Consider the following 25046-nt stretch of genomic DNA (forward strand, 5'->3'; position numbering starts at 1 on the left):
ACCACCGAAGGCGACACCTCACCGGACTCCGGCCTCGCGGTCGAGCGGTTCCCCGGGGGCAGCAGCTACACCTACGAGCGCAGCCTGGAGATCCCCGATGACGTGCTGGCCTCCATCGTTGATGGCACCGGCGTCGTCGTGGTCCACGGCGTGGACCCAGCCGTGCTGACCGAGGAAGCCGCGAACAAGCAGAGCGAGCTCGATGAGTCCCTGCCCAACGCTGCGACTCTTCCCGCTGCCTGCGGCACCCTGACCGCCTCACAGATGGACGAGATGCCTGAAGGCGGCGCCGACACCGGCGTCTCCGGCGGCTCACAGGGCGCCAGTGTGGCCATGGCCGCCGGCGGCGGCGCACTCGCCCTCGGCGCCATCGGTGCCGGTGCCTTCTTCATGCGCCAGCGCACCGTCGAGTCCTGATCTCGAGTCGACCGGACTCTGACCGGTCGAATCGAGCCTGAGGGCTCATGCATCGCGTCACAGCGATGCGCCTACAGCGGTGGCCCCACTTCGAACTTCCGAGTTTGAAGTGGGGCCACCCCTGGTTGGGACATCGAGAGGCTCACCTCGAGCATTGATCGCGCCGGGGCACAGTTCAGCGGGTCAGGACAGGTCAACCTCCGAGGAGAAACCAGCCATCCACGCGCACACCCCATATCTACCCACTCCCTTATCTGGTTAGATGCCTCCTATGAAGCAGATCACTCGACTTGAGCACATCAGCATGAGCTACACCGACACTGGTGGTGAGAAGCCCCCGCTGGTCCTGCTTCATGGGTGGCCCCAGACCTCCCAGTGCTGGGACGCGGTCATCCCCGCACTGGCCGAGGACTACCGCGTCGTCGCTCCTGATCTTCGCGGCTACGGGCACACCGACAAGCCGCGCGGCGGATATGACAAGAAGACGATGGCTGAAGACATCCGAGAGCTCATCGCGCACCTCGGATACGACTCTGTACGGGTTGTAGGACACGATCGTGGCGCTCGGGTCGCCCACCGTCTGGCCCTGGACCACCGGGAGCTGATCACACACCTGACGCTGCTGGACATCGCTCCGACGCTTCACATGTTCCGAAACGGCACCATGGAGATGGCTCAGGGCTACTGGCACTGGCTGTTCCACATGAAGGACGATCTGCCAGAGCTGCTGGTCGGGCCCCACATCGAGGAATACCTCAGGTTCTTCTTCGAACGATGGACCCTGCAGCGCCACACACTCGACGCGGTGATCCCTGACTACGTGGAGGCGTTCTCCCGACCAGGAGCGTTGCGCGCCGGATTCGACGACTATCGCGCCACCGACATCGACCTGGTCCACGACGCCGAAAACCTCGACGCCGGTGACACAGTGGATCTGCCGATCCAGGTGCTCTGGGGAGATCATGGATTGGTCGCCGGGCGCGACGTGGTCCAAGCCTGGAGACCCTTCGCCCCGCACGCGCACGGCGAACCGATCACCGACTGCGGACACTTCATCCCGGAGGAACAGCCCGAGGTCCTGGTGAAGAAGCTCAAGGACCACCTCGCCTCCTGAGCACGGGGGCCTCCCCCGCTCAGGCCTACAGGGTTCCCCGCGTGGGCTCCCCCGCGAGCGGCGCGGCCTGCCCAGGGAGGTCTCGCCGCAGACTCACGCCCTCTTCGCGCGGGCAAGCAGCACGTCCAGGGCATTCTCGATCCACTCCGCGTGCTTCTCCGCCGTATAACGATCCCGCACGACGGCGAGGCTCGCCTCCCCCAGCTGGGTCAGCTGCGCTGGGTCGGCCAGGAGCTCGGCGAGGACCTTGCGCAGCGAGCCGGCGTCGCCGGCCTGGTAGTACCGGCCGGTGATTCCCTCCACCACGGCCTCGATCTCGGGGCTTGAATCGGGGTTGCCGTCCTCGGCCAGCACCGGCACGCCGAAGCTCATCGCCTGGGTGACGTTCAGCCCGGCCCCGCCGACGGAGACCGCGAGGTCGGCCTGGGCGTAGAGCCCGCGCAGCTGGTCATAGTCGTAGACGGCGCCGAGAAACGCTGCATCCACGCCGTGTTCGGTGAACACCTGCTCGAGCCGGGGCCGCTCGGCACCCTCGCCCACGATGAGCGCCTTCGGCCGCTCAGCCGCCGGCATGCCGCCGAGTGCTTCGGCGAGCAGGTCCAGCCGGTGCCGGCTGGTGAGCCGGGAGCTGTAGATGATCGTGGCGGCTGAGCCGGCGTCGTCGTCAGTGGCTTGACCCACGTGAGCGTCAGCGGCCTCCCTGGCCATGCCGGTCAGAGCCTGCGGGTAGATGCTGTTGTAGATGACCTGGATCTTCTCGGCCGGGACCCCGTAGGAGCTGCCGAGCTCCTTCGCTCGGTTCCCGTAGACGAGCAGCCCGTCGGTCAGTCGGTAGAAGGCGAGCCGGACCCGGCGCTTGAGCCCGTTCTCGGGTCGCTTCCAGCCGTGGCCCCACATGATCAGGGTGCGTCCGCGCAGCGCGGCGACCGCTGAGGCGGCCCAGGCGGAGACGGTGGGGATGCGACCGGCGATCACGTAGGCGTCGTGGTGACCCCGCCAGATCTCCCGGACCTGGCCGTGTTCCCACCAGAACTTGCCCAACGCGGAAAACTTGAGCGGCCTGACCTTCGCCAGGACCTCGTCAGCGGCGGAATGGATCGTGTCGGCGGAGGAGGCTTCGGAGTTCTTGAACCGTCCCACCAGGTCGAAGTCGTACCGCGTGGACTCCAGCAGCCGGCGCAGCAGAGGCTCGCGGTAGTGCGCCACGGTGGGCTGGACCACGAAATACACCCGGGGAGGCGCCATGGGTTCCTCTCACTTTCGAGCCGACTTTGCGGCAGATGCACAAAAAGCCTCTCCTGCTGTGACCGAGGGGACCCGATCACCGGGAGAGGCTTGGAAGTGACTGGAGGGGATGACGGGAATCGAACCCGCATCGTTGGTTTGGAAGACCAAAGCTTTACCACTAAGCTACATCCCCGTGTACGCCCGGAATCTGGCCCTTTTCAGGCTGATTCACCGCCGCAACGAGTCTTCACTCTAGCAAGCCGGACTGCCTCCTCCAAACCCAACACGCCTCGGGATAGTGTCGAGGAGTGAATCTCCCAGACAACTCCTCCGCCCAGCCCGCGAGCACTCCCGCCAGCACCCCGGCCTCTGGCACAGCAGTCTCTGAGATCACGACGGCGGCGGCATCGGCAGCCGAAGCCCACGAACAGGCCGCGCAGGAACTCTCCAGCTCAGCGCATCATGAGCAGCTATGGGCGCCGTTGGAGCGGGCCCACCGCGAGCGCGCGGCGGATCTGCGCAGCCGGGCCGCACAGGCAACCGCCGCACCCGATGACGCCGCGCTGACCGCCCCACTTGCGGCACCTCTGGCAGCACCATTGGCGGCCCAGTCCACCCAGGACGCGCTGGCCGCCGCCCGCGCCGCGGCCGCGCAGCTTCCGGCCACCGAGCCTGGCACCTCCCGGCCCCCGCTGGACCTGCGGATCGGGATCATCTGCGACCGGTTCCTCTTCGACACCTACTCCGGGGCGGCCACGCTGATCCCGATCACCCCAGACAACTGGCAGGACCACCTCGATGACGTGGACCTGCTGCTGGTGGCCGCCACCTGGCGCGGCCACGACGGTCTCGCCTGGGACAACACGGCTGCGGAGGCTCCGGAGCGCCGTCGGCTCCTGATCAGCACCATCATCCCGGCCTACCGTGAGGCAGGGGCTCCGCCGGTCTACTACGGCAAGGAGGACCCTCCGGACTACCGACAGTTCCTCGACGTGGCCCGGGCCTGCGACCACATCTTCACCACCGCCGCCGAGGTCCTCGAGGACTACCGGCGCGACTGCCCCGCCGCCCACAGCATCGAGGTGCTGCCCTTCGGGGTCAACCCGCTGCTGCACTCCCCCATCGGGTCCCGCAGCGCACCCGCGCAGGCCCGCGAGCTGATCTTCTTCGCCGGCTCCTGGATGGCAGGCAAGTACCCGAAGCGGGCCCGCTATGCCGAATGGATCTTCGACGGGGTGCTCGACGCGGGCAGGCCGCTGGCGATCGTGGACCGCTGGTGGGAGGAGATCTCCGCCCAGCTGGACTCCGCACACCCGCTGCTCAGCCCCAACCAGCTGATCCCGGTCAAGTACTGGCCCTACCGGGTGCCGGCCATGGACCACCACGAGCTCATGGACCTCCAGCGCGTGGTGGACGTCGCGGTGAACCTGAACTCGGTCATCGACTCGCAGACCATGTTCGCCAACCGGGCGCTGGAGCTGCAGGCCGCCGGCACTCTGGTGCTCTCCAGCTACAACCAGGGCCTGAATTCTTACCACCCGCAGGTCCGCATCGCGAACTCCGCGGCCGACGTGGAGGAGAGCCTGCGCGGGCTCGACCTCGAGGAGCTGCGCCGGGCCCAGGGCGACGGCGTCCGGGAGGTCTACCTGCGCCATCACGTCTCCGACCTGCTCACCCGGGTGGCCCGGACCGCCGGCAAGGCGATGGAGCGTCAGCAGGAGCTGGTGGTCGCCGTGGCCGAGAACGTCACCGCCGAGCTCGCCCAGGACATGGCGGCGCAGAGCCTGGCCGGACTTGGCTCGTCAGCCCCTGGATTCAGCCCGGTGGAGCTGCTCAGCTGGGAGCAGCTCAGCGCCCGCGCCGCGGACCCGCTGGCGACGCCCATCGACGTGCTGCTGCCGCTGAGCGACCAGCGCCGGTATGGGCCGCACTACGCCGCCGATCATGTGGCGGCCTTCCGCTACCAGTCGGCGACGATCAGCACCAAGCTCACCGGCACCGCCGCAGAGACCGACGCGCACGCTCACCAGCACCAGCGCGGCTTCGCCGATCTGGACCTGACGGCCTGGTGGCGGCCCGAGGCGGCGGCGCTGGTCACCCCCGCCGTGCTGGCAGCCTCCGGGCAGGACGCCCGGGTCTACGCCATCGATCATCTGGGGCACGCCGCGGCGTCGTCCATCGCGGTTTCAGGGCTGCTCCCTGCAGCGCTCCCCCACCCCGGGGATGACCTGGCCGCCGTCAAGGCGGAGGTTCGTCGCACCGCGGAGGCCGAGCAGCTGGAGCTCTCGGTGATCGTGCCGATCTACAACAACGGGGACCATCTGCGACACAAGGCGTTCGCCTCGCTGCGCCGCTCCCCGCATTTCCCGCGCACCCAGGTGCTGCTGATCGACGACGGCTCCTCCGACCCGGTCACCGTGGCCACCGTCGAAGAGCTGGCCCGGACCTACCCGAACGTCTCCGCCTTCCGGCACGGCACCGGAGGCTCCGGCTCGGCCTCACGTCCACGCAACACCGGCCTGGAGCTCGCGGCGACCGAATACGTCACCTATCTGGATCCTGATGACGAGGAGCTGGAGGCCGGCTATCACCTGCTTCAGCAGCGCCTGTCGCAGATGCCCGACGCCGACTTCGCCCTGGGCACGCAGGTCACCTGGACCAACCGGCACCAGATCCTGCGGGTCCACGACTGGTACACCGGCATCGAGCAGCGTGATGGCCTGTGCTGGCCGACCCGCGACTCGCTGCGTGAGATCCGGTTCCGCCCGGCCTCGATCGAGGGACTCGTGGCACGCACCGAGTGGCTGCAGGGGCTGGGACTGACCCAGCCGGTGGGTGCCACCGGGCAGGACACCTTCTTCTTCCAGCAGATCCTCTTCCACGCCCGTGCATATGTGCCGGTGGACCGCCCGGTCTACACCTACTACGGGGCTGTGGACACCTCCATCGTGAACGTGGTCAGCCCCGGGTACTTCCGCAAGTACCTGATCCTGGAAGCTGCCCGGGCCTCCTGGCTGCGCGAGGTCGGGCTGCTCCAGGACTACCTGGACACCCGCTTCGAGCACTTCTTCGTCACCTGGTACCTGTGGAAGTTCTCCCGGGTCCCCGCCGCAGACAGGGCGGAGGCGGCAGCGGTGCTCGCCGGGATCGCCGCGTTCTACGTGGAGGACCCGAAGAATCATCCCTGGCAGACCCCGGAGGCGCTGCGCTTCTTCGGGCAGCGTCGGCTGCCGTCGGCCAAGAAGCTGCGCCCGCTCGCGGGCCGGGTCAAGCGCCGGGCCCGCAATGCTGCGGGCCAGCGACTGGGTCAGTTCAAGCGCACCCGCCTGGGACGTGGCGCCGGGGCCGTCTACCGGCGCACGCTCAAGCCCAAGTCCGATGACCAGGTCACCGCGCTGCGCGAGGTCTCCGCCGAGATCGACCGCATCCGCCGACGCGAAGCCGACCAGTGGGGCGTCACCGCCGCGGAAGCGGCCTACGCGCTGGCAGTGCAGGACCGCAGCAAGGCCAACGACGCCGGCTGAGTCAGCGGCCGTATTCCTCGTAGCGACGGCCGGCGGCGGCCTGGAGCATGCCCCAGCCTTCACGGTGGTAGACGCTGTCCACATACCGCACCGGTGCACGCTTGAGCCGACGCGCCGCGGTGCGAGTGGCCCCATAACCGAGCCGAACGACTCCTTCGGCGGCGATCCGCAGCCGAAGCGCCGGAGTGGGGTGCTCGAGCTGAGCACGGCGGATGAGTTTGGTGGCGCGCACGTGACCGGCACGGATCCCGCGCTGACGCATCCAGGCGGGGCTGAGCCGTTCGGCGGGCAGGTCCTCTTCCACCTGCGCCTCGGCGCACCACCAAGACCGCGCCCCGGCGGCCTGCATCCGGCCGAAGAGGTCGGAGTCCTCGCCGCCGATGAAGCTGAACGCCTCATCGAAGCGAAAGCCCAGCCGGGTGAACCAGTGCGCGCGGACCAACACGTTGTTGGTCGCCGCCCGGAGGCCCCAGGGTCCGGTGGGAAAATCGATGCGCCGGATGAAGCCGCTGGACTGCAGCCAGGCCGGCGGGTCCTCCCCGAAATGGGTGATCACCGGACCCGAGACGGTGTCGGCCCCGGACTCGTTCGCGCAGTCGATCATCGTTCGCAGCCAGTCCGGCGCCGCGCGTTCGTCGTCGTCGAGGAAGAGCACTGCTTCCGCATCCGCGGGCACGGCCTGCACTGCGGCGTTGCGCGCGGCGGCGATCCCCGGGCGTGGCTCATGGATGTAATGCGCGGACGGATACCGGCCGCGGACCTGGGCCGCGGCGTCGCCCTCGGGGCTGTTGTCCACCACGATCAGCTGCGGCCGCTGCGCTGCGCCAGTTGACTGCCCTGAGTCGCCCGGGCGCCCGGAAGCTCCCAGATCCTGGGCGCGCAGCGAGGCCAGCAGCTCCGCCAGCGGGCCGGGTCGACGGTAGGTGCAGACACAGATATAGGCGTTGGCGGCGGTGATCACCGGGAGTGCTCCTGCAGCAGCTGGCGCAGCAGGGCGGCGTAGCGGCTTCCCAGGCCCGGCAGGTCGGCGTATTCGGCGACCCAGTCGCGTCCGCGCGAATCCACCGGGGTGGAGTCCGGGTCGGCGGCGAGCTCGGTGAGCGTGGCCGCGATCTCTGCGGAGTCTCCGTCGAGGAAGCTGACGTTGGGCGCGTGGCCCAGCACCCAGGCGGCCTCCCCGGTGACCGCGGCGGTGATGTGTTTGCCCAGGCCCAGCAGCTCGAAGGTCTTCGAGGGCACGGTCCAGGCGAAGGAGGCCCAGTCGGTGCGCAGGCTCACCAGCGCGGTGTCGGCCCAGCGGTAGTGCTCCCAGATCTCCTCGCCGTGCACCGGGTCGCAGAACTCCACCGCCCCGCTCTCCAGGGCCCCGGCGGCGGCGGCGATCTGGCGCAGCTGCTCCTTCTGGGTGCCGGAGCCGACCAGCCGGAGCGTGACGTCGAGCCCCTCGGTGCGCGGGATCATGGCCACGGCCGTGATGAGCCGCTCCAGCGCCTGGCTCTCCCCATGGTTGCCCAGATAGGCGATGCGCAGCTCCCCGGCCTCGCGGGAGCGGTGTTCCAGCTGCGGCACCTGGTCCAGGGCCACGCCGTTGCTGATCGTCTCCACCCGGGCGACACCGCGCTCGCGCAGCCGCTGACCGAAGCCCTCGGTGACGGTGACGACGAGTTCCGCGCGGCGCTGGACGCTGACCACCGCGGATTCCATGACCTTGCCCAGCACGCCTGCCTTGACCCCGGCCTCGCGGGCGAGTTCAGGCCAGGCGTCGCGCATGTCGACCACCAGCGGGACCCGGCGGCAGCGGCTGACCAGCCATCCCGCGCAGATGGTGGGCAGCGCGGGCACGGTCGCGATCACCAGATCGGGCTTGGGGGCGCCGAGCGCGCGAGGCACCATCAGCACCGCAGAGGCCAGATCGGAGGCGAAGCGTCCTGCGCGGGAGTTCTGCAGCAGGATGTACGGGGTGCGGTGCAGCCGCTCTCCGGTGGGCCCCGGGCTGGGGCGCAGCCGGAAGCGCCCCAGCGCGCGGACCTCTTCCGGGGTGTGGTGGGAGTTCACGGCAGGCGTGACGACGTCGACCGCCCAGCCGTCCTGGCGCAGCGAGCCCACGAGGCGCTCCCAGCGGCGCTGGGGGGCCGTGCGCTCGGGCCAATAGCTATGCGTCAGCAGCTGGACCCTAGGGGTCACTGCTGCTCATCCTGGGATTCGCGCAGCTCGATGTAGTCGATGAAGCCCTCCATGTTGTCGTTCTTCAGAGACCGCTGCAGCAGCTCCAGCATCTCTTCGTCCTTGAGGATCACCTGGGCGCCGCTGGCGGTGGTGGCCATCTCCCCGGTGGGGATGGTGAACATCTCGATGTCCCCGGAACGGATGTCGCGCATCTCCAGGGCGTAGCCGGCGATGGTGTTGGCGTCGAGTCCGTCATCCACGCTCAGGTAGGGGACGATGCCGTTGACCACGTCCATCACCCGCTGCGGGTTGGTGAGGGTGTCGGCGGAGAGCAGCTGATCGACGATGCCGTTGATCACCAGCTGCTGGTTCTGCACCCGGGTGAAGTCGCCGTCTGGGAAGGCCTTGCGCTCACGGACGAATCGGAGCGCGTTGTCCCCTTCCAGCCGGATGGTGCCTTCGGGGTAGAACGCCGGGTTGTGCTGCCCGGCGGAGAAGGGCCGCGGGTTCTCCACGTAGACCCCGCCCAGCGCGCGGGTGAGATCGGAGAACCCTTCGAAGTCGATGATGGCCACGTGGTCGATGTGGGTGTTCAGCAGCTCCTCGACCGTGTCGATCACCAGCGGGTAGCCGCCCACGCCCAACGCTGAGTTCACCCGGCCCTGGCCCTCGCCGGGGACATCGACCCAGAGGTCACGCACGATGGACATCACGTAGACCCCGGACCGGTCCGCGGGGATGTGGACGAACATCATGGTGTCTGAGCGTTCGGCGGCCTCGTCGCCGATCTCGCCCCGGTACTCCAGATCGTCTTCGCCGCGGCTGTCGGAGCCGAGCAGCAACATGTTCACCGTGCCGTCCTCGGTGCGCCCGGCGGTGTCATCGCTTCCGAGTCCCAGGTCCAGGACGTTTCGCTGTTCGTCAAAGGTGGTGCGCAGCTGGTTGACGTAGATCAGCCCGGCGCCCACCGCGACGATGAGCAGCACCGCCACGGCGATGAGACCGTTGCGGATCAGGCGGCGTCGTCGTGAGTGGTCTTTGGGGGTGTCCTCGGCAGAGTCTGTGGCGCGGTTCGACGTCGAGGCTGCCACCGGGTCCGCGGGGCGCTTGGCGGCTCTGCGGGGTCGGTGAGGCTGTGGCTCGGGCGAATTCTTTTCGGCCACAGACCCTCCTCTACACGTTCGTCGATCCGATTCATGCTAGCCCACCGATCTGGGCAGTTACGCATCGGCGCTGTTCAGGCCGACTGTTCAGGGACTCCGGTCAGGCGCGGGCCCGGCGGGGGCGGGGCTGGCAGGTCGGGCACCAGAAGGAGGAGCGGCCCATGAACGGATCCCGGCGGATGGTGGCGGCGCGCGGCGTGTCTGCGCAGCGGCGGCAGGGCTGCCCGGTGCGCCCGTAGCTCTGCAGCGAGCGGTCGAAGTAGCCGGAGGCGCCGTTGACGTTGACGTAGAGCGCGTCGAAGCTGGTGCCGCCGGCCTCGAGCGCGGCGAGCATCACGGTCTTGACCCCGTCGAGGAGCCGCGCGGCCTCGGCACGGGTGATGGTCTCGGTGGGGCGCAGGTAGTGCAGCCGGGCGAGCCAGAGCGCCTCATCGGCGTAGATGTTGCCGATCCCGGAGACCATGCCCTGATCCAGCAGTGCCCGTTTCAGCCCGGTCCTGCGTCGGCGCAGGGTGCGGAAGAAGGTCTCCTCGTCGAATCCGGGCTCCAGCGGGTCCGGGGCGATGTGCACCGCTGCGACCGGCACGCTGCCGCTGGGGTGGGTGGAGGCGACCAGCTCGGAGATCTGCATGCCGCCGAAGATCCGCTGGTCGATGAAGCGCAGCTGCTTCGGGCGCGAGTCTTCGCCGCGGGCTTCTGAGCTCGGGTCTCCCCCTCTGGAACCTTCGTCGCCGGAGCCTTCGTCGCTGGAACCTGACAGATCAGTGCATTCCCCGCCGAGCTGAAGCGTGATCTTCAGATGCTTCTGCGCGGGCGCGGAGGGATCATCGATGAGCACCTGTCCGCTCATGCCCAGGTGGATCAGCAGCGACTGCTGGACCGGTTCACTCCCGGAGGCGGGTTCGGCAGGTGCCGCGGGCCCCTGCAGCGGGATCCAGAGGAATTTTCCGCGCCGCTGGGGCGCCAGCAGCGTCTGCTGGGTCAGTGCGGCGGCGAAGGAGTCCAGTCGGGCCGGTTCGGCGAGCGTGGTGCCACGAGCGTGGCGGCGCAGGCTGCGCGGATCGTGGATGGTGACCGTCTCCACGGTGCGTCCGGTGGCCCAGCGGCTGATGCCGCGGCGGACCACTTCGACCTCGGGCAGCTCAGGCATCAGGCGGGTGCGTCGTCCCCGAAGCGGTCGAGGACCAGGGTGAGGATGTCGCCCTGTTCACCGCGGCCGGCGGTGAGGGTCTCCACGGTGACCCGGGCGGCTTCGCGCTCGGCCTCCTTCTTGGAGGGCCCGGAGCCGGCGCCGTACGGGGTTCCGCCGATGACCAGGGTGGCATTGAAGGACTTGTGGTGGTCCGGACCGAAGTCGGTGATCAGGTACCGGATCTCACCCATGTCTTTGGCGGCCGCGATCTCCTGGATGGTGGTCTTCCAATCCTTCCCGGCGGTCATCGCGTCCTTGTCGCTGAGCAGCGGGACCACGAGCCGCAGCACCAGACGGCGGGCCGTCTCGGTGTCGGTGGAGAGGTAGGCGGCACCGATGAGCGCCTCCATGGTGTCGGCGAGGATCGAGTCCTTGTCCTGCCCGCCGGTGAGCCGTTCGCCGGCGCCGAGGCTGATGTGGGGGCCGACGCCGAGGCTGCGGGCGACCCGCGCCAGGGCACGGGTGCTCACCAGCGCCGCACGGAGCTTGGCGAGGTCGCCCTCGGCCAGGTCCGGGAAGGTCCGGAACAGGTAGTCGGTCACCGCCAGGCCGAGGATCGAGTCCCCGAGGAACTCCAGCCGCTCATTCGTGGGCAGGTTGGAGTTCTCGTAGGCGTAGGAGCGATGTGTCAGGGCAAGACGAAGAGTCCCGGGGGCAATATGCACCCCGAGACTCTTCACAAGCTCTTCGTGATCACTCACGTGTGATGTCGTCATGTTTCGACGACTCAGGCGTCAGCGACCTTGCGACCCTTGTACTCATAGAACAGTGGTGAGCCGGCGGAGTCGGTGACCAGCTTGGCCTGGTGAGGCTGGCTGTAGACGACGCGACCGTTCTCCACGGTCTTCACCAGCTTCGGCACAGAAGCCTTCCACTGCGAGCGGCGGTGACGGGTGTTGGATCGGGACATCTTCCGCTTTGGAACAGCCACGGTGTCTCTTTTCTCTCTAGATGATGGACAGGGTCTTGGTCAATGAAGTTCTAGGTGTTCAAGTTCTAGGTGCTGGAGTTGGACTCGGGGTCCGACTCCGGCAGTCCCGCGGCCACGTCTTTCAACGCGGCCCAGCGGGGGTCGAGCTGCTCGTGGTAATGCTCGAGGTCGTCCTCCATGCGGAATCCGCAGACGGAGCACAGTCCCGGGCAGTCCTCGCGGCAGACCGGCTGGAACGGCAGCGCCGAGACCATCAGGTCGCGCAGCACCGGTTCCAGGTTGATGGTGAGGTCATTGCCCATCGGGCGGGTGTCCTCATCCTCTTGCTCTGCCGGATCGGTCCGCGCCTTCTGGGGCCAGCTGAACAACTGCATGATGTCAACGGTGAGCGGGAACTTCAACTCATCGAGACACCGTCCGCACTGTCCGGTGACCTCGCCGACGGCGGTGCCTGTCATCAGCACACCTTCATGCACCGATTCCAGACGCAGATCCACCTGCAGCTCGCTGCCCTGCGGGATCCCGATGAGGACCGTTGCGAAGCCCTCCGGGGCCGGGACAGTTCTGTGAATCTCGTGCTGAGTTCCGGGCTTGCCCCGGAGCTCCTGCACATCTACGCGTAGAGCAGTCATTGCTGAACCACTCCTCAATGATCTAGACCGACGTGCCACTCTACCAGTCAGGGCGGCTGCGGGGCGAACCCCCGATCAGATCTGGCCGACGAACTCTTTCAGCCACTCGCGCAGGTCCGGTCCGAGGTCTTCGCGGTCCACTGCCAGGGTCACCACGGCCTTGATATAGCTGAGCTTGTCCCCGGTGTCATAGCGGCGTCCGCGGAAGATCACGGCGTGGACTCCGCCGCCTTCTTCGGCGGGCTTGGACGCCATGGCCTGCAGCGCGTCGGTCAGCTGGATCTCGTTGCCACGACCGGGCTGGGTCTGCTCCAGCTCGGCGAAGATCGCCGGGTGCAGCACGTAGCGGCCGATGATGGCGAGGTTCGAAGGTGCCTCCTCCACGGGGGGCTTCTCCACCAGAGCGTGGACGGGCACGACGTCGGCGGGCTGGCCGTTCTCGCCGTGGAGCTTGTCATGGCCGTTGGCGTCGATGACGCCGTAGGCGCTGATCTTGTCCTCAGGAACCTCCATCACGGCGATGACCGATCCGCCGAGCTTCTCCTGGGTCTCCAGCATGGTCGAGAGCAGCTCGTCGCGCTCATCGATCAGGTCGTCGCCGAGCAGCACGGCGAAGGGCTCGTCGCCGACGTGGCGCTTGGCGCAGAGCACCGCGTGGCCCAGGCCCTTGGCCTCGCCCTGGCGGATGTAGTGCAGATCGCCGAGCTCGGTGGCCTGACGGACAGCCTCCAGCTTCTTGGTGTCACCCTTGGCTTCCAGGGTGGCCTCCAGGTCGGGGACCCGGTCGAAGTGGTTCTCCAGGGAGCGCTTGTTGCGGCCGGTGATCATCAGGATGTCATCGAGGCCGGCCTTCGCGGCTTCGGCGACGACGTACTGGATCGCCGGCTCGTCCACGACGGGGAGCATCTCTTTAGGCATGGCCTTGGTGGCCGGGAGGAATCGTGTTCCCAGGCCTGCGGCGGGGATCACGGCTTTGCGAATAGACGTTGTTGAACTCATATGCCCACCTTATCGTTTCCTGGATGCGTAATCAGATGAATCTATGAAGTTTTTCGTCCGCGACTCTCTCGGCGTGCGCCCCAAGGGCCTCAGCGGCGGCGATCCTGGAGTCGGCGCTGCACGGCACGCGGAATGAACTCAGCGACGTCTCCGCCGAGCGTGTGGATCTCCTTGACCAGCGTGGAGGACAGATGCGTGTAGCGGCCGTCCGCGGCGAGGAACACGGTCTCCAGCCCGGAGAGATGGCGGTTCATCGTGGCCATCGGGGACTCGTAGCCGAGATCCCTGGGGTCGCGCAGGCCCTTGACCAGGGCGTTGGCGCCTACCTCTTTGCAGAAATCGGTCAGCAGCCCGGTGCCCAGCGGCTTGACGCTCACCCCGCGCACATAGGAGAAGGTCTCCTGCGCCATCGCTATGCGCTCTTCGACGGAGAACATCGGGTTCTTGTGGATATTGGGCGACACGGCGACGATCACCTCGTCGAAGAGGTTCGAGGCACGGGCGATGATCTCCACATGGCCGTTGTGCAGGGGGTCGAATGATCCGGGGCACACTGCTAGCTGCATGATCTGACACTACTTCAGGTGAGCAACCTCCTGCCTCAAGGCGCGCAGGTCACATTCCCGATCGGCTGGCTGTCTACGATGGAGTACATGTCCTCTCATCCCACCCCCAGCCCCGATCCGCTCACCCTCGACCAGCCCTGGGCCCGGACCGCGGCCGGAGCCAACACCTTGGGCATCGACTCTGCGCAGAGCTCACCCCAGGTCATGCCCACCATCTACGAGCGCACGACGGCGGCGGCGATCGCCCACGGCGCGATCAATCTGGGTCAGGGATTCCCCGACACCGAGGGCCCGGACTGGCTGCTGGAGCTGGCCGCGCGAGCGATCACCGAGCCCGAGACCGGTCCGCGCAATCAGTACGCACCGGGGATGGGATTGATCGAGCTGCGCGAGGCGATCAGTGCCGCCCAGGCGCGGCGCCAGGGCGTCACGTTGGATCCTGCCACGCAGGTCATGGTCACCACCGGAGCCACCGAAGGGATCTCGGCGACGATCCTGGCGTTCGCCCGTCCCGGCAGCGAGGTGCTCACCTTCGAGCCGCACTATGACTCCTACGGGGCCTGCGTCGCCCTGGCCGGGGCCCGGCTGGTGGGCATTCCGCTGCGCGGCCCGGAGTTCCGTCCCGATCTGGACGCCTTCGAGGCCGCCATCACCGAGCGCACCTCGATGATCCTGCTCAACACCCCGCACAACCCCACCGGCACGGTCTTCAGCACCGAGGAGCTGACCCGGATCGTGGAGCTGGCGGTCAAGCATGATCTCAAGATCATGTGCGACGAGGTCTACGAACACCTGGTGCTCTCGGATGCGCGGCTTCCGCACCGCAGCATCCTCACCATCCCCGGCGCCGAGGAGGTGGCCGTCGCGGTGGGCTCCGCCGGGAAGTCCTTCTCGGTCACCGGGTGGAAGGTCGGCTGGATCACCGGTGGGACTGAACTGGTCAGCCAGATCCGCGGGGTCAAGCAGTTCCTCAGCTTCTCCTCCGGTCCGGCCTTTCAGTGGGCGATCGCCCACGGACTCGAGGACGACCGAGGATTCTTCGCGAAGAACACGGCCGAGCTGGAGGCCGGCCGGGACCTGCTGCGTGACGGCCTGCGCGAGCTGGGCCTGGCGCCCAACCGCGCCGAGGCGGGATACTTCGTGCTCGGCAACGTCTCCGGCATCACCTCCCTCTCGGCCGCCGACTTCTGCCGGATCCTCGCCGAGGAGGTCGGTGTCGCGGCGATCCCGGTCTCGGCGCTGACCATCCAGCACCTGGCAACACCGACCGATGAGCTGGAGCACCTGGTCCGCTTCGCCTTCTGCAAGGATCACGCGACCATCGAAGAGGGGCTGCGCCGGATGCGTGAGCACCTGCCGGCCGCGCTGGCTGCCTGCCCGCCGGTGGAGGCTGCCTTCGGCACGAGCTCGGTGGCCGACGCCGGCCCGGCTGCCCGCGCGACCGTGTCTGTCGCCGGACCTGGAAGCCTGTGATGCCGCACCGGGACACCCTGGGGCTCCCCCGCAGCCAGCGGCTCTCGTTCTCCGGGCAGCTGGCCGAGCTCACGAAGGACGACCTCACCGAGGACGGGGTGGTGCTGAGCATCGGCGGGGCCGAGCAGTCCCATGTGGAGGTCGGCGATCCCGATTATCTGCTCCACGACTACCTGTTCCGGATGGGCGCGGTGCTGCAGACCTGCGCCCGCGAGCGCCTGGGTCCTGCTGCCGCTGGCAGCTCGGCGAGCCCTGAGACTCCATCCTCCGAGCGGTCGACCTCCGGCTCCCCCCGGGTGCTGCACCTGGGCGCCGGGGCGCTGACCCTGCCGCGGTGGATCGAGCACCACTGGCCCGCGGTGGAACAGACCGTGGTGGACATCGAGCCCGAGCTGGTGGAGTTCGTGCTGGAGCACCTGCCGATGCGCAGAAGCCCGCGCAATCTGGTGGCCGACGCCGCCGCGGTCCTCGGCCCCGGCGGGGCCCTGGAGGAGGTGAGCTTCGACGTCGTCGTGGTGGACCTGTTCAACAGTGCGGCCGCGCCGGAGCACCTGCGCAGCCCGGAGTTTCACCGGGCGGTCTTTGCGGGTGTGGTCCCGGGCGGGCTGCTGCTGGTGAACCTCGGCGATGAGCCGCCGATGGACTTCGTCCGGGCGCAGGTGGCCTCGCTGCTCGACGCGGCGGCCGCGACCGCAGCCAGAGGCGGCGTGACAACTCCTGCTGATGCGGCGAGCTCCGCGCTGCTGAGCGCGCCCAGCGACGTGCTCCAGGCCCGTGCGGAGGGGAACCTGACCTTCGCCGCGCGCCGCGGGCCTGAGCTGGAGCAGACCGAGCTCAACGCGCTCTGGGCCGCGGGCCCGCACCCCGGGGATGTGCTCAGTGCGGAAGAGCTGCTGGTGTGGGCTCGACCATGAAGATCTGGGTGCTTCCGTAGGACTTCTCGCTGAAGATCTCCAGGCCGTCCGGCAGTGAGGGCGCCCCGCTGCCGGCGTCGCGCTCGATCACCACGGTGGCCGCCTCGTGCAGGTGCTCCCGTGCGGCGCGCAGCACCTTGAGCAGCTCGGCATCGCCGAGGCTGTAGGGCGGATCCAGGAAGAGCAGCTCGATGGGCGGGCCGGTGCGAGACCCGAGGTATTTCAGCGCATCGGCCTTGTGCACCGAGACCTGCTTGCGCAGCGACTTCTCCGCGTCCGGGCCGAAGAACTCGGCGTTGCGGCGCAGCGTGCGCACCGCGGACTCGGCCTTGTCGATGGCCTCCAGGCTGCGGGCGCCACGGCTGAGCGACTCGAAGCCCAGCGCCCCGGAACCGGCGTAGAGGTCGACGACGACGGCGTCGATGAGCGCGTCATAGCCTTCGAGCCGGGAGAACAGCGACTCCTTGACCCGGTCGCTGGTGGGTCGGGTGGCGTCGGTCGGGACGGCGACGAGGCGGCGTCCCTTATGCGTGCCGGCGATGATCCGTGCCATCTCACACTCCTGTCCTGGGGCCCTGATGTCCTGATCCGCGGGAGGTCAGCCGCGCTGGATGAATTCGTCCGCACCCTCGTGGAGGTCGCGGTACTCCCCTACTGCGGTGCGGAGTCCAGGGTAGTCCTCCCAGCTGGGATCCTTGGCGCTGAGCTGGCTCAGCAGCTCGGAGGCGCGGACGATGATCTTCTCATCTCTGATCGTGCGCAGCAGCTTCAGCGTCGACGCCCGGCCGGCCTGCGCGGCGCCGAGCACGTCGCCTTCACGCCGGCGCTCCAGATCCAGCCTCGCCAGGGTCATCCCGTCGGAGTGTTCGGCGACCTGTTCCAGCCGCTCCAAGGACGGGTCCCCGTCGGGCAGCCGGGTCACCAGCAGCGCCAACCCGTGGGCGCCGCCGCGGCCGATCCGTCCGCGCAGCTGGTGCAGGGTGGAGACCCCGAAGGCGTCGGCGTCGAGCACCGCCATCACCGTGGCGTTGTGCACGTCCACGCCCACCTCGATCACGGTGGTGCAGACCAGCACGTCGACCTCCCCGCGCTCGAAGGCGGTCATCACCTCCTCCTTGGAGGCGGCGTCCATCCGGCCGTGGACCTCGGCGCGCCGGGTCCTGCCCAGCAGCGGGTGATCGGCCAGGCGCTGGGAGATCAGCTCCACCGAGGCGTCCTGGTCGGTCTGCACCCCGGTCTCGGGGTCCTCGCGCGCATCGGCCTCGCTGATCTTGGGGCACACCACGTAGACCTGGTGACCGGCGGCGACCTCCTCGGCGATCCGCTCCCAGACCCGGCCGATGAGGCGCGGGCCCTGCACGGTGCGCACCACGTGGGTGACGATCGGCTGTCGGCCCATCGGCAGGCCCTCCAGGGTGGTCAGCTCCAGATCGCCGAAGACCGTCATCGCCACCGACCGTGGGATCGGGGTGGCGGACATGACCAGCATGTGCGGGGTGAGCTCGTAGCGGGTGCGCAGCGCATCCCGCTGCTCCACCCCGAAGCGGTGCTGCTCATCGACCACGGCCAGGCCCAGATCGACGAAGTGCACCTGGTCACCGAGCACCGCGTGGGTGCCCACCACCAGTCCGGCGGTGCCGGAGGCGATGTCCAGCAGGGCGCGGCGCCGATCGGCGGTGTTCAGCGATCCGGTGAGCAGGGTGAGCCCGACCTCCCCGGCGAGGTCACCGAGCATCCGGCGCAGCGAGCGCTCATGCTGGGCGGCGAGCACCTCGGTGGGCGCGATCAGGGCGGCCTGTCCGCCGCTCTGAAGCACCTGCAGGATCGCGCGCAGCGCGACGAGGGTCTTGCCGGAGCCCACCTCGCCCTGGAGCAGCCGATTCATCGGGTGCTCGCTGTCGAGCTCGGCGGCGATGAGCCCGCCGCAGCGGACCTGACCCTCGGTGAGGGTGAAGGGCAGCGCCGCGTCGAACCGGGCCAGCAGTCCGTTCTCCTGTGCGGGTCGCGGCTCGGCCCGGCGGTGCTGCTCCTGGGCGCGGCGCAGATGCAGCAGCCCCTGGAGCAGGAACGCCTCGTGATAGCGCATCCTTCGCAGTCCGCGGTCTGGGTCTTCCATGGTCTCGGGCCGATGGATCAGCCGGTAGGCCTCGCCCAGGTCGGGCAGCTCCTCTTCCGTGCGGACGCTGGAGGGCAGCGGCTCGGGCCAGGCGGAGAAGTCGGTGAGGTCCAGCAGGATCTCGATGCAGTCCAGGATCCGGAAGCTGCTGATCCCGGAGGTCGCCGGATACAGCGGCACCGGGGTCCTGCCCCGGCTCAGCGCCCGGGGCAGGGCGGCCGCACCCAGCGGGTCCTTGGCCGGGTCGACATGGTCGGTGATGGTCTCCGGATCGGCGTCGACCAGCACGGTGAAGTCGGGGTTGTTCAGGGTGGGGCGGTCGCGGTAGCTGCCGACCTTGCCGTGGAAGATCGCGCGGACGCCCTGGGTCAGCTGGCGGCCCACGCTCCAGCCGTTGAAGAACGCCATCTTCAGCGAGTTGCCCTCGTCATCGGCGACCCAGACCTCGGCGAGGGAGCCGCGCCGGTTCTGCATCTTGCGCACCGAGACCCCGGTGACCTCGGCGATCAGGCTGACGTGCTCCCCGGCCTCGGGGAGATCGCGGAACGAGGAGAGCTGACCGAACTCGATCCAGCGGCGCGGATAGTGCTGCAGCAGCTGCGCGGCGGTGGTGATGCCCAGCCCCTGCTTGAGCGTCTTCGCCGACTCCGCGCCGATGAGCCGGCTCAGCTCGGTGGAGGGAAGCACATCCACGCGGGGGTCACTCCTGGCTTCGGGGCGGCTGGTCTTGATGAGTGATGTGCAGCGCGGTGGCGGCGTAGGACTCCACCGGTCCCGCGGCGTGCACGGTCTCGGAGGTGCGCGGCTCCTCACACGTGTGCACGTGGATCCGCCAGCGGTAGGTGCCGTCGTCGTCGGCGTTCACGTCGATCGGGGTCACGATCACCGAGTCGCCGAGGTCATCGAGGGCATGGCGCAGCGAGGCGGCTCCGAGCGGGTCCAGCCGCACGGTGCACATGACCTCGGCGCCGTCTGCCCCGTCGGCGGATGCCTCCGCAGTGGACGCCGGCGCGGAGTTCTGGCCCTCGAGGTCCTCATCGGCGGGGCGCTGCTGCCAGCCGGGCAGAGTGTGCAGCGGGGCGAAGTCCATGGCGATCCCGGTGATGGTCGAATGCAGCGCGATGAGCACCACCAGCAGTCCGGCTCCCCCGGAGTCCACCACGTTCGCGCGCTGCAGCACCGGCAGCTGTTCCCGGGTGGCCTGCACGGCGACGAAGGCGCGGGAGACCACGTAGGGCATGGCCGCCTCCAGGGCGGCCCGGCTCTCGGGCTCCTGGGCCGCGGCGGCACGATGGCGCACCTCGGAATGGACCGCGTCGAGCACCGAGAGCATGGTCCCGGCGACCGGGTCGGTCAGCGCGGACCAGGACCGGACCTTTGCACGCTCCAGCGCCCGGGCGAACCCGGAGATGGTGAGCCGCTCCTGCCCGTGCAGCGGTTCGGCCAGCCCGGAGATCAGCACCGCGAGCAGGGTGCCGGAGTTCCCGTAGGCCTCCGACATCGCGCGGGAGCCGGCGGCGGCGAAGAGCTCGCCCAGATCCTGGGTGGAGGAGGTCTCCACGCTCGCGCGGCAGGCCTTGATCGTGGCGAGCATGTTCTCGCCGGTGTCGGAGTCAGGGATCGGGAACACGTTGAGCCGGTTGAGGTTCTCGACGTTCTGTTCCAGGGCGGCTTCGGCCAGGATGAACCAGCGGTGCACTGCGGCGGCGCCCTTGACCTTGCCCCTCACCTAGTGCTCCCCTCGAGAGTGGTCTGTGTGTGGCCTCATCCGATATGGCGTCGGCGGCTCATCTGTACGCGGCATATTCGTCCAGCGTACTGTCCGCGATGGCATCCGCGATGTCCGCCATGGCCTGTTCGTCCTGGTAGAAGATCCATTGGCCGTCCTGGGAGTAGCCGCTGCCGCCGGTGGGGACGGTGAACATGTCGACGTTGCCGGCGGCGCCGCGCACGTTCCAGCGCAGCGCGGCCGCGGTGCCGGCGTCGAGGGTGTCATCGACGATCAGGTGCGGGGAGAAGGTCTCCACCATCTCCTGGATCCGGCCGGGGCTGCTCAGGTTGCCGGGATCCAGCGTCTCGTCGAGGACTGCGCGGATGAAGGCCTGCTGGTTGCGCACCCGCTGGAGGTCCCCGTCGGGGAAGCTCATCCGGTGCCGGACGAAGGACAGCGCCTCTTCGGAGTTCATCTCCTGCTCCCCGGGATGGAAGGTGAAGCCCTCTGCGGTGGTGAACGCCTGGTCGTAGCCGGAGTACACGGTGACCCCGCCGAGCGCATCGACCAGGCCGGTGAAGCCGAGCATGTCCACCGCCGCCACGTGATCGATGCGCGCATCGAAGAGGGACTCGATGGTGCTGACGGTCAGCGGTATGCCCCCCAGGCTCAGTGCGGCATTGATCTTGTGCGAGCCGTGTCCCGGCACCTCCACCCAGAGGTCGCGCGGGATCGACATGATCTGCACGCTCTGCCGGTCACTGGGGACATGGACCAGCATCATGGTGTCGGAACGCCCGCCCTGGGGCACCCGCGCAAGTTCCTCGGTCGCACCCGATCCGCCGTTGTCATCGGAGCCCAGCAGCAGGATGTTGATCGACTCGTCCTCCTCGGCCCGGACCGGGCGGACCTCCTCCTCCGGGAAGCTCTCCTCGAAGGTCTGGGCATTGTCCTCATAGGCGCTGCCCAAGGAGTTCAGGTACCACATCGACGCCACCAGGGCACCGACCACGACGACGGCCACCACACTCACGATGATCAGTACGGCACGACGCCCGCGCCTCTTCGGCCTGGGCCTGGCGTAGTCGACCTGATTTGTCATCTCGTGCTCCTGGAATGGGCAACTGTTGAGAACTTGATACAGAATATGTCATGTGTCTATATCTCCCGGCTACCCCCGTGCTCGCGTTCGTGCCGTCCTGACCACACTGTTGGGACTGGGTCTGATCAGCGGCTGCGCCTCCACGGCGACGGTCGAAGCCGCCCCGGACGCGGCGAATCCTGACTGCGCCGACGTGATGCTCATGGTGCCTGAGGTCCTCGGGGACCATGAGCTGCGCCCCACCACATCCCAGGGCACCGCGGTATGGGGCGATCCCAGCCAGGTGGTCATGCGCTGCGGGGTCGTGCCTCCGGGTCCGAGCGCTGAGCACTGCGTGGGGGCCGACGGCGTGGACTGGCTCGCGCTGGAAGAGGACGAGCAGACCTGGCGGCTGGTCACCTACGGTCGGGATCCAGCCGTGGAGGTGCTGCTGAACCTCGACGAGGTCGGCTCCTCCACCGCGATGCTCGGCCTGGCCCCCGCGGTGCAGCAGGTGGAGCAGACCAGGGCCTGCACCACCCTGGATCAGGAGATCGAGGAGACCGAGGACGCGCAGGAGGTCCAGGAGGGCGCGGCTACGGAGCCGCAGGACTGAGGAGCCCGGCCCCTGGGCCGGGCGTCGGCTCAGCCGGTCGCAGCGGCAGGACTGGTGCAGCCCGCCCGCCCGGGCAGGTTCAGCGCAGGCCGGAGGGGCGCTGCAGCGCCAGGCTGATCAGCTCGGTGATCAGCGCGGTGTAGCCGATCCCGGTGGCCTTCCACATCTGCGGGTACATGCTGATCGGGGTGAAGCCGGGCATGGTGTTGACCTCGTTGATGACCACGTCCCCGGCGGTGGTGTAGAAGAAGTCTGCCCGCGAGATGCCCTCGGCGCCGAGGGATTCGAACGCGATGACGGCCTGGCGGCGGATCTCCTCGCTGACCTCCGCCGGCAGCTCGGCCGGGCAGGAGAGGTCCGCGGCCGCGGCGTCGGTGTATTTGGCGGTGAAGTCATAGAACTGGTGCGCCTGGGAGCCGTCGTGGACCACGATCTCGCCCAGCAGCGAGGCGCGGGCGGGTGCGCCGTTCTGGGATCCGAGCACTCCGCACTCGATCTCCCGACCGTCGATCCCCTGCTCCACGATCACCTTGGGGTCGTGTCTGCGCGCCTCGGCGATGGCGTCTTCGAGCTGGGCGTGGTCATCGACCCGGGTGATGCCCATGGAGGAGCCTGCTCGGGAGGGCTTCACGAACACCGGCAGCGTCAGCTCGCGGATCCGCTCCAGCGCCGCGGCGGGGTCCTGGGTCCACTGTCGGTCGGTGATGGTCACCCAGGGCCCGACGTGCAGCCCGGCGGCGGCGAAGGCGATCTTCATGTAGTGCTTGTCCATGGCCAGCGCAGAGCTGAGCACCCCGGCGCCGACGTAGGTCAGTCCGGCGAGCTCGAGCAGTCCCTGGATGGTGCCGTCCTCGCCGAAGGGTCCGTGCAGCAGCGGGAAGACCACGTCGACGTGGCCCATCGCGGTGGAGCTGCCGTCGGCGTGGACCTCGAGGAGCTCGGCGCGGCGCTCGGAGGAGCCGGCGGCGCCCGAGTGCAGCTGCACCGTGGACTCGGTGGGCAGCACCCGGGGCAGCTCCTCGCCGCCGAAGCCGTGGCTGCGCGGGTCGGTGACCGGGCGGGTCCACTGGCCGGTGGCGGTGATGCCGACGGCGACGACGTCGAAGGCGTCGGTGTCGATGGCGTTGAGCACGCCGGCCGCGGTCACGCAGCTCACCGCATGTTCGGAGGACTGCCCGCCGTAGAGGACGAGGACGCGGGGCTTGCTTGCAGGGTCAATCTCTGCCATGGGTCATCTTCCTTCGGCTTTGAGGTCTCGTGCCAGCAGCAGCGAGGACAGGCGGTCCACCGGCAGCTTGCCGTCCAGGACGGCCACCACGGCTTCGCAGATCGGCATCTCGACGTCGTGCTGGCGGGCCAGCTCCACCACGGCGGAGCCGGACTTCATGCCCTCGGCGGTCTGCGAGAGCTGGGCGGTGGCCTCGTCGGCGGTGAGCCCCTCGCCGAGGAGTCGACCGGCGCTGCGGTTGCGCGAGAGCGGGGAGGCGCAGGTCGCGACGAGGTCACCGAGGCCGGCGAGGCCGGAGAAGGTCTCCAGGCGTCCGCCCAGCTCGGTGGCCAGGCGGGTGGTCTCGGCCAGCCCGCGGGTGATCACCGAGGCTTTGGAGTTGTCGCCGAGCTTCTGCCCGTCGCAGATGCCCACCGCCAGGGCGATGACGTTCTTCACGATTCCGGCGATCTCGACCCCGATGACATCGGTGTTGGTGTAGGGCCGGAAGTACGCGTTGTTGCACAGCGCCGCCACGCGTTCGGCGGTCTCCTCACTGGTGCTGGCGACCACCGAGGCGGTGGGCTGCTCCTGGGCGATCTCCATGGCCAGGTTGGGTCCGGAGACCACCGCGATGCGCTCGGGGGCGACGGCCAGCTCGGCGCCGATGACCTCGGACATGCGCAGGTCGGTGCCACGCTCGAGACCCTTGATCAGCGAGACCAGGACGGCGGACTCGTGCAGGTTCTCGCGGACCACCTGCAGCTGCGAGCGCAGCGACTGGGCCGGCACGGCGAGCACGACGATCTCCGCGTCGCGGACGGCCTCGGCCAGGTCGCTGGTGGCGGTGATCATCTCCGGGAGGCGGGTCTCGCCGAGATAGGTGGTGTTGGTATGGGACTCGGTGATCTCGGCGGCCACCTCGGGGCGGCGGGCCCAGAGCGCGATCGTGGGTGCGTGGCCTCCGAGCACGGCGGCGTCGGCCATCACCTTGGCGAAGGTGGTGCCCCAGCTGCCGGCTCCCAGGACGGCGATCTTGGTCATGGCTGACCCTCCTGCGCGTCGTCGGACTGGTCGGCTGCGGGGTGCTGAGCTTCCCGTGGGGCGCGGCGCGGCTGGGACCGCGGGACCCGCTGGCGCAGGCTGCGGTCCCAGATCATCTCCGGGGGCTCCTCCCCGCGCAGCGCGGCCACCCCTTCGGTGAGCGCGGCCTCGATGCGTTCGGTGGCCTCGGTGAGCACGGCCCGGGTCATCGGGCCGCCGCGCAGGTCGGAGAGGTCGATCGGCTCTCCCACGGTGAGCTGGTAGCGCTTGCGTGGGAAGAACTTGGGCATCTTGGCGTAGGTGCCGAAGAGCTCCTGCACGCCCCAGTGGGTGATCGGGATCAGCGGGGCCCCGGTGCTCAGCGCGAGCCGCGCGGCGCCGGTCTTCGCTCGCATCGGCCAGCCCTCGGGGTCCCGGGTGAGGGTGCCTTCGGGGTAGATCATGATCGCACCGTCGGCGGCGAGCACGTCCTTCGCCGCCTCCAGCGAGCGGCGGGCGTCGGTGCGGCTGTCCCGGGAGACCGGGATCTGCTTCAGGCCGCTGAACACCTTGCCCAGCACCGGGATGCGGAACAGCGAGTCCTTGGTCATGAAGTGGAAGGTGTGGCCGCTGCGGTAGACGGCGTGGGCGACGGCGAGCGGATCGACCTCGCTGACATGGTTCGCCACCACGATGAACCCGCCGTGCGGCAGCGTCTCCAGGCCGTGCCAGCGGCGTCCCATGGCCAGGTTCAGCACTGGGACGCACACGACGGCGGCGGCGGAGAACCCGAGCCGGGTGCCGCGACCCACGGTGTAGTCCATGGTGCCATGGGCTGAGCCCCCGCGGGTCAGCGTGGTCTCAGCCGGCTCGGCGCGCTTGGACTTCCGGCGGCTCGAGCCGGATTTGCGGCGGCTCGAGCGGCCTCGGCCCTCGACGGGTGCTGGGTCGCTGCTCTGATCGGTCACAGAGAT

At 68.9% G+C, this 25046-nt stretch carries 22 protein-coding genes, 1 tRNA gene and 1 pseudogene; 6 read left to right on the forward strand and 18 right to left on the reverse strand.

The window, feature by feature from the left end:
* Both LTI14_RS00005 and LTI14_RS00010 read left to right on the forward strand, forming a co-directional pair.
* Positions 1-417: pseudogene (locus LTI14_RS00005) on the forward strand (hypothetical protein); the annotation flags it as partial.
* A gap of 304 nt (positions 418-721) precedes the next feature.
* A complete protein-coding gene (locus LTI14_RS00010; protein ID WP_241464412.1) occupies positions 722-1531 on the forward strand; it encodes an alpha/beta fold hydrolase in 810 nt (269 codons plus the stop codon).
* Between the two features lie 93 nt (positions 1532-1624).
* Here the strand turns inward: LTI14_RS00010 and LTI14_RS00015 are convergent, their stop codons facing one another.
* Complete coding sequence (locus LTI14_RS00015; protein WP_241475079.1) at positions 1625-2776, reverse strand: glycosyltransferase family 4 protein; 1152 nt, start codon at positions 2774-2776, stop codon at positions 1625-1627.
* Positions 2777-2877: 101 nt separating this feature from the next.
* A tRNA-Gly gene (locus tag LTI14_RS00020) sits at positions 2878-2951 on the reverse strand.
* Between the two features lie 115 nt (positions 2952-3066).
* On the opposite strand from LTI14_RS00020, the gene LTI14_RS13150 reads away from it, so the two are divergent.
* Positions 3067-6282 (forward strand): glycosyltransferase, encoded by a 3216-nt coding sequence (locus tag LTI14_RS13150; protein ID WP_241475081.1) that lies wholly within the window; start codon positions 3067-3069, stop codon positions 6280-6282.
* Position 6283: 1 nt separating this feature from the next.
* Here the strand turns inward: LTI14_RS13150 and LTI14_RS00030 are convergent, their stop codons facing one another.
* The 9 genes from LTI14_RS00030 to coaD all read right to left on the reverse strand — a co-directional run bounded on the left by LTI14_RS00030 (position 6284) and on the right by coaD (position 13931).
* Positions 6284-7243: a glycosyltransferase family 2 protein gene (locus LTI14_RS00030; RefSeq protein WP_241475099.1), complete on the reverse strand. Its 960-nt coding sequence runs from the start codon at positions 7241-7243 to the stop codon at positions 6284-6286.
* Positions 7240-8466 carry a glycosyltransferase family 4 protein gene (locus LTI14_RS00035; RefSeq protein WP_241475101.1) on the reverse strand — a complete coding sequence of 409 codons (1227 nt, stop codon included), beginning with the start codon at positions 8464-8466 and terminating at the stop codon, positions 7240-7242. The genes LTI14_RS00030 and LTI14_RS00035 overlap by 4 nt, the downstream gene beginning before the upstream one ends.
* Positions 8463-9611, reverse strand: coding sequence for an LCP family protein (locus LTI14_RS13155; RefSeq protein WP_241475103.1), 1149 nt, complete (start codon positions 9609-9611; stop codon positions 8463-8465). The genes LTI14_RS00035 and LTI14_RS13155 overlap by 4 nt, the downstream gene beginning before the upstream one ends.
* A 100-nt stretch (positions 9612-9711) precedes the next feature.
* Positions 9712-10761, reverse strand: coding sequence for an Fpg/Nei family DNA glycosylase (locus tag LTI14_RS00045; protein WP_241475105.1), 1050 nt, complete (start codon positions 10759-10761; stop codon positions 9712-9714).
* Positions 10761-11504: a ribonuclease III gene (rnc, locus tag LTI14_RS00050; protein ID WP_241464405.1), complete on the reverse strand. Its 744-nt coding sequence runs from the start codon at positions 11502-11504 to the stop codon at positions 10761-10763. The genes LTI14_RS00045 and rnc overlap by 1 nt, the downstream gene beginning before the upstream one ends.
* Before the next feature lie 26 nt (positions 11505-11530).
* Entirely contained in the window at positions 11531-11734 is a 204-nt protein-coding gene (gene rpmF, locus LTI14_RS00055) for a 50S ribosomal protein L32 (RefSeq protein WP_058888791.1), read from the reverse strand.
* Positions 11735-11799: 65 nt separating this feature from the next.
* Positions 11800-12366, reverse strand: coding sequence for a YceD family protein (locus LTI14_RS00060; protein ID WP_241475107.1), 567 nt, complete (start codon positions 12364-12366; stop codon positions 11800-11802).
* 75 nt (positions 12367-12441) lie between these two features.
* Positions 12442-13365 (reverse strand): UTP--glucose-1-phosphate uridylyltransferase GalU, encoded by a 924-nt coding sequence (gene galU, locus LTI14_RS00065; RefSeq protein ID WP_241475109.1) that lies wholly within the window; start codon positions 13363-13365, stop codon positions 12442-12444.
* A gap of 89 nt (positions 13366-13454) precedes the next feature.
* Positions 13455-13931, reverse strand: a complete 477-nt coding sequence (gene coaD / locus LTI14_RS00070) for a pantetheine-phosphate adenylyltransferase (protein ID WP_241464402.1) — start codon at positions 13929-13931, stop codon at positions 13455-13457.
* 87 nt (positions 13932-14018) lie between these two features.
* On the opposite strand from coaD, the gene LTI14_RS00075 reads away from it, so the two are divergent.
* Together LTI14_RS00075 and LTI14_RS00080 are read left to right on the forward strand one after the other, a co-directional pair.
* Positions 14019-15404 carry an aminotransferase class I/II-fold pyridoxal phosphate-dependent enzyme gene (locus LTI14_RS00075; RefSeq protein ID WP_241475118.1) on the forward strand — a complete coding sequence of 462 codons (1386 nt, stop codon included), beginning with the start codon at positions 14019-14021 and terminating at the stop codon, positions 15402-15404.
* Positions 15404-16318, forward strand: coding sequence for a spermidine synthase (locus tag LTI14_RS00080; protein ID WP_241475120.1), 915 nt, complete (start codon positions 15404-15406; stop codon positions 16316-16318). Before LTI14_RS00075 ends, LTI14_RS00080 begins: the two co-directional genes overlap by 1 nt.
* Here the strand turns inward: LTI14_RS00080 and rsmD are convergent.
* Genes rsmD through LTI14_RS00100 form a run of 4 tightly spaced genes read right to left on the reverse strand, consistent with a single transcriptional unit; the run spans position 16281 to position 21247 of the window.
* On the reverse strand, positions 16281-16871 hold the full coding sequence (gene rsmD, locus LTI14_RS00085; RefSeq protein ID WP_241475129.1) for a 16S rRNA (guanine(966)-N(2))-methyltransferase RsmD: 591 nt from the start codon (positions 16869-16871) through the stop codon (positions 16281-16283). The genes LTI14_RS00080 and rsmD overlap by 38 nt on opposite strands.
* 45 nt (positions 16872-16916) lie before the next feature.
* On the reverse strand, positions 16917-19127 hold the full coding sequence (locus LTI14_RS00090; RefSeq protein WP_241475131.1) for an ATP-dependent DNA helicase RecG: 2211 nt from the start codon (positions 19125-19127) through the stop codon (positions 16917-16919).
* A gap of 7 nt (positions 19128-19134) precedes the next feature.
* Positions 19135-20163, reverse strand: a complete 1029-nt coding sequence (locus LTI14_RS00095) for a DAK2 domain-containing protein (RefSeq protein ID WP_241469915.1) — start codon at positions 20161-20163, stop codon at positions 19135-19137.
* 58 nt (positions 20164-20221) lie between these two features.
* Positions 20222-21247, reverse strand: a complete 1026-nt coding sequence (locus LTI14_RS00100; protein WP_241475133.1) for an LCP family protein — start codon at positions 21245-21247, stop codon at positions 20222-20224.
* Positions 21248-21299: 52 nt separating this feature from the next.
* On the opposite strand from LTI14_RS00100, the gene LTI14_RS00105 reads away from it, so the two are divergent.
* Positions 21300-21842, forward strand: a complete 543-nt coding sequence (locus tag LTI14_RS00105; protein WP_241475135.1) for a DUF3515 family protein — start codon at positions 21300-21302, stop codon at positions 21840-21842.
* 79 nt (positions 21843-21921) lie between these two features.
* Here LTI14_RS00105 and LTI14_RS00110 read toward each other — a convergent pair whose 3' ends face one another.
* The 3 genes from LTI14_RS00110 to LTI14_RS00120 are packed head-to-tail and all read right to left on the reverse strand — an operon-like array spanning position 21922 to position 25040.
* Positions 21922-23070 (reverse strand): D-alanine--D-alanine ligase family protein, encoded by a 1149-nt coding sequence (locus LTI14_RS00110; protein WP_241475137.1) that lies wholly within the window; start codon positions 23068-23070, stop codon positions 21922-21924.
* A gap of 3 nt (positions 23071-23073) precedes the next feature.
* A complete protein-coding gene (locus tag LTI14_RS00115) occupies positions 23074-24093 on the reverse strand; it encodes an NAD(P)H-dependent glycerol-3-phosphate dehydrogenase (RefSeq protein WP_241464393.1) in 1020 nt (339 codons plus the stop codon).
* Positions 24090-25040 carry a lysophospholipid acyltransferase family protein gene (locus tag LTI14_RS00120; RefSeq protein WP_241475139.1) on the reverse strand — a complete coding sequence of 317 codons (951 nt, stop codon included), beginning with the start codon at positions 25038-25040 and terminating at the stop codon, positions 24090-24092. The genes LTI14_RS00115 and LTI14_RS00120 overlap by 4 nt, the downstream gene beginning before the upstream one ends.
* Positions 25041-25046: the final 6 nt, after the last annotated feature.

The sequence above is a fragment of the Nesterenkonia sp. YGD6 genome (assembly GCF_022565895.1).
In the GTDB taxonomy this organism is placed as follows: Bacteria; Actinomycetota; Actinomycetes; order Actinomycetales; family Micrococcaceae; genus Nesterenkonia.

Excerpts from the sequence above, each read along its gene's own strand:
- coaD (WP_241464402.1), bottom strand. The coding sequence starts at position 13,931 with ATGCAGCTAGCAGTGTGCCCCGGATCATTCGACCCCCTGCACAACGGC.
- LTI14_RS00060 (WP_241475107.1), bottom strand. The coding sequence starts at position 12,366 with ATGACTGCTCTACGCGTAGATGTGCAGGAGCTCCGGGGCAAGCCCGGA.
- galU (WP_241475109.1), bottom strand. The coding sequence starts at position 13,365 with ATGAGTTCAACAACGTCTATTCGCAAAGCCGTGATCCCCGCCGCAGGC.
- LTI14_RS00015 (WP_241475079.1), bottom strand. The coding sequence starts at position 2,776 with ATGGCGCCTCCCCGGGTGTATTTCGTGGTCCAGCCCACCGTGGCGCAC.
- LTI14_RS00115 (WP_241464393.1), bottom strand. The coding sequence starts at position 24,093 with ATGACCAAGATCGCCGTCCTGGGAGCCGGCAGCTGGGGCACCACCTTC.
- LTI14_RS00045 (WP_241475105.1), bottom strand. The coding sequence starts at position 10,761 with ATGCCTGAGCTGCCCGAGGTCGAAGTGGTCCGCCGCGGCATCAGCCGC.
- LTI14_RS00080 (WP_241475120.1), top strand. The coding sequence starts at position 15,404 with ATGCCGCACCGGGACACCCTGGGGCTCCCCCGCAGCCAGCGGCTCTCG.
- LTI14_RS00110 (WP_241475137.1), bottom strand. The coding sequence starts at position 23,070 with ATGGCAGAGATTGACCCTGCAAGCAAGCCCCGCGTCCTCGTCCTCTAC.
- LTI14_RS00010 (WP_241464412.1), top strand. The coding sequence starts at position 722 with ATGAGCTACACCGACACTGGTGGTGAGAAGCCCCCGCTGGTCCTGCTT.
- rsmD (WP_241475129.1), bottom strand. The coding sequence starts at position 16,871 with ATGGCACGGATCATCGCCGGCACGCATAAGGGACGCCGCCTCGTCGCC.
- LTI14_RS00100 (WP_241475133.1), bottom strand. The coding sequence starts at position 21,247 with ATGACAAATCAGGTCGACTACGCCAGGCCCAGGCCGAAGAGGCGCGGG.
- LTI14_RS00075 (WP_241475118.1), top strand. The coding sequence starts at position 14,019 with ATGTCCTCTCATCCCACCCCCAGCCCCGATCCGCTCACCCTCGACCAG.